At 62.0% G+C, this 3,096-nt stretch carries 3 protein-coding genes; 1 reads left to right on the forward strand and 2 read right to left on the reverse strand.

What is annotated here, in order from left to right; all coding sequences use genetic code 11:
* Window positions 1-143: 143 nt before the first annotated feature.
* A complete protein-coding gene (gene gltA, locus ENZ74_RS26875) occupies window positions 144-1,469 on the forward strand; it encodes a citrate synthase (RefSeq protein WP_013531749.1) in 1,326 nt (441 codons plus the stop codon).
* Window positions 1,470-1,538: 69 nt separating this feature from the next.
* Here the strand turns inward: gltA and lpxB are convergent, their stop codons facing one another.
* Together lpxB and lpxI are read right to left on the reverse strand one after the other, a co-directional pair.
* Window positions 1,539-2,717 (reverse strand): lipid-A-disaccharide synthase, encoded by a 1,179-nt coding sequence (lpxB, locus tag ENZ74_RS26880; protein ID WP_063167972.1) that lies wholly within the window; start codon window positions 2,715-2,717, stop codon window positions 1,539-1,541.
* Window positions 2,710-3,096: UDP-2,3-diacylglucosamine diphosphatase LpxI (gene lpxI / locus ENZ74_RS26885; RefSeq protein WP_127313110.1), on the reverse strand; the 387-nt coding region annotated here is incomplete at its 5' end. The genes lpxB and lpxI, both read right to left, overlap by 8 nt.

A 3,096-nucleotide genomic window follows, 5' to 3' on the forward strand; every position in this document is an offset into this window, starting at 1 on the left:
TCGCAGTGCAACATTAGGCCTTGGCCCAATCTGGCACGCACCTCCTGAAATGCGGTGGCGAATACGCGCATTGCGGTGATTTTCGACGTGTCGCTCTGCGAAATTTGCCTTTGCCGGCATGAGGAAACAAGAAGGAGTTTGCAATGACCGAAGCTGCGAAAAAACTGGATTTGGGCAAGACCCAAGAGGCCACCGCAACGCTTGAATTCGCCGGCAAGACCCATGAATTCAAGGTGCGAAGCGGTTCGGTCGGGCCTGATGTGATCGACATCGCCTCGCTCTACTCAACCACCGGCGCTTTCACCTACGATCCCGGCTTCACCTCGACGGCAAGCTGCGAGTCCGAAATCACCTTCATCGACGGCGACGCCGGCATCCTGTTGCACCGCGGCTATCCGATCGACCAGTTGGCCGAACATGGCGACTTCCTCGAGGTCTGCTATCTCCTGCTCTACGGTGAATTGCCGACCAAGGCGCAGAAGGACGATTTCGATTACCGCGTGACGCGCCACACCATGGTGCATGAGCAGATGTCGCGCTTTTTCACCGGCTTCCGCCGCGACGCGCATCCGATGGCGGTGATGTGCGGCGTGGTCGGCGCGCTGTCGGCCTTTTATCACGACTCCACCGACATTTCCGACCCCTACCAGCGCATGGTTGCCTCCATGCGGCTGATCGCCAAGATGCCGACGATCGCGGCGATGGCCTACAAATACCACATCGGCCAGCCCTTCATTTACCCGAAGAACGAGCTGAACTTTGCCGCCAACTTCCTGCATATGTGCTTTGCCGTGCCTTGCGAGGAATACAAGATCAATCCGGTGCTGGCGCGCGCCATGGAACGCATCTTCATCCTGCACGCCGACCACGAGCAGAATGCCTCGACCTCGACCGTTCGCCTCGCCGGCTCGTCGGGCGCCAACCCGTTTGCGTGCATCGCCGCCGGCATAGCCTGCCTGTGGGGACCCGCGCATGGCGGCGCCAATGAAGCGGCGCTCAACATGCTTGGCGAGATCGGCCATGTCGATCACATCCCGGAATTCATCGCCCGCGCCAAGGACAAGGACGACCCGTTCCGCTTGATGGGCTTCGGCCACCGCGTCTACAAGAACTACGATCCGCGCGCCAAGATCATGCAGAAGACGGCACATGAGGTTCTGGGCGAGCTCGGCATCAAGGACGATCCGCTGCTCGACATCGCCATGGAGCTGGAAAAGATCGCGCTGACCGATTCCTATTTCATCGAGAAGAAGCTCTACCCGAATGTCGACTTCTATTCCGGCATTACGCTGAAGGCGCTGGGCTTCCCCACCACGATGTTCACCGTGCTGTTCGCGGTCGCCCGCACCGTCGGCTGGATCGCCCAGTGGAAAGAGATGATCGAGGATCCGCGCCAGAAGATTGGCCGCCCGCGCCAGCTCTATACCGGTGCACCGGAGCGGGATTACGTGCCGATCGCCAAGCGGTGAATTAGGAAATAGTGAGTAGTGAGTAGTGAGTAGTGAGTAGTGAGTAGTGAAGTCGACCATTTCTACTGATTACTGACTACTCACTCTCTTGACATACCGCATCACCACCTGCGCGGCGATCTCGCCGGACGGTCTGCCCGTAGCCATGCGCCGCCTGATCTCTGCAAATCCATCCTTCTGCCAGGCACGCATGCCGCTGTCGGCGAACAGTGCCTCCAATTGCCGGGCAAGATTGTTCGGCTTGATATAGCCGTCGTAGAATTCGGGAATAAGCGCTCGATCCGATATCAGATTGGGCAGCAGCGCCGACCAGACGGAAACGAGGTACGGCGCCAAGATGCGCGCGACCGGGTCGAGCCTGTAGCAGGAAATCATCGGCACGCCGGCCAGCGCCAGTTCCAGCGATACCGTCCCGGACGCGATCAGCGCCGCATCGGCCCTGCCGAAAGCCTGCCATTTGCGCTGGGGCTCGACGATGATCTCAGGCTTTTCATCCCAGCGGTTGACGGAAGATTTGACGAGGTCGGCGACATGCGGGACGGTCGGCAGCAGCAGCCGCAAGCGGTGGCCGCGCGCGCGCAGGATCGACACCGTCTCGCCGAACGGGTCGAGCAGCCGCCGTACCTCGCCACGCCGCGAACCGGGCAGGACGAGCAAGGTTTTGACCCGATCAGGAGAAAGGTCGCGCGGCAACTCCTGCGCCTTGGCTGCAGCGAGCAAGCCCGCATCGTGCGTCAGGCGATGCCCAACATAGGTGCCCGATGGCCCGCCGAGCCGCTCCAACTCCTTAACCTCGAAAGGCAGGATGCAGAGGATGTGGTCGACATAGGGCTTCATCGCGACCGCCCTGCCCGGCCGCCACGCCCACACGCTCGGGCAGACATAGTGGATGATCGGAATCGACGGGTTGGCCGCACGCACCTTTTTGGCGACGCGCAACGAAAAGTCCGGACTGTCAATGGTGACGAGGCAATCCGGCTTTTCGTCGGCAACGGTCTTGGCCAGTTGGCTGATCCGCCGCATCAGGCGCGGAAGGTCGCGCAGGACGGCACTGAACCCCATGAGGGCGATCTCACCGGCATCGAATGGCGAGACCAGTCCCAGCGTCTGCAAATGACGGCCGCCGAGGCCGACGAGTTGCACCTCGCGCCCGGCCGCCTGCCTGAGCGAGCGTACTATGTCGGCGCCGAGCAGGTCGCCGGACTCCTCGCCGGCAACAATCGCGATCTTCAATGCCCTGTCAGCCACTGTGCGGCTCCGTCGTGGCAGGCAGGCCAATGACGAACAGGCCGAGTGCGTTGGCGCGCGCGATGGTTTCAGGACCTTCGAGAACCAGCGAACGTCCCGCCTCGACGGCAATCCCGGCAAGCTCGGCTGCATGCGCTGCTTCGACCGTCTGCAGGCCGATGGACGGAAGATCCGCTCGCAGTTCCTGGCCAGGCTTGGCGCACTTGACCAGGACGCCGCGGGTCTTGCCCGCAATACGGCCGTGGCCGCGTAAAAGCTTTGCCCGCTCAAGCAATCCGGCTGTTCCTTCGATGCCTTCCAGCGCAATGGTCCGGCCACCGATGGCGATCGCGGCCTGGCCGATGTCCAGCGCCCCGATGGCCTTTGCTGCGTCAAGGCC

This window comes from Mesorhizobium sp. M7A.F.Ca.CA.002.15.2.1 (genome assembly GCF_003998715.1).
Classification (GTDB): Bacteria; Pseudomonadota; Alphaproteobacteria; order Rhizobiales; family Rhizobiaceae; genus Mesorhizobium; species Mesorhizobium ciceri.